The sequence below is a fragment of the Psychrobacter sp. W2-37-MNA-CIBAN-0211 genome (assembly GCF_040309405.1).
Classification (GTDB): Bacteria; Pseudomonadota; Gammaproteobacteria; order Pseudomonadales; family Moraxellaceae; genus Psychrobacter; species Psychrobacter glaciei.
Map to the genome: position 1 here is coordinate 1 of NZ_JBEOOU010000140.1, position 279 is coordinate 279.

Below are 279 nucleotides of genomic sequence, written 5' to 3' on the forward strand. Positions count from 1 at the left end.
AGCCAGCGCAACCCGGAACCGCGCAGCATGCGCGACGGCCGCCAGTTGATCGGCTGGGGCATGGCCGGCGGCGTGTGGGAAGCCATGCAGATGAAGGCCAGCGCCAAGGCGCGCCTCGATGCCGAGGGCACGCTCACCGTCAGCAGCGCCACCACCGACATTGGCACCGGCACCTATACCGTGATGACCCAGATCGCCGCCCAGGCCAGTGGCGTGGCGATGGCCGACGTGCGCTTTGTGCTGGGCGATTCGTCGTTGCCCACTGCGCCGTTGCAGGGT

Annotated in this window: 1 protein-coding gene; it reads left to right on the forward strand. The window is 69.2% G+C overall.

Features of this window, described 5'->3' with window-relative positions; genetic code table 11:
* On the forward strand, positions 1-279 hold a 279-nt coding region (locus tag AAEY72_RS14640; protein ID WP_352311262.1), incomplete at both ends, for a molybdopterin cofactor-binding domain-containing protein.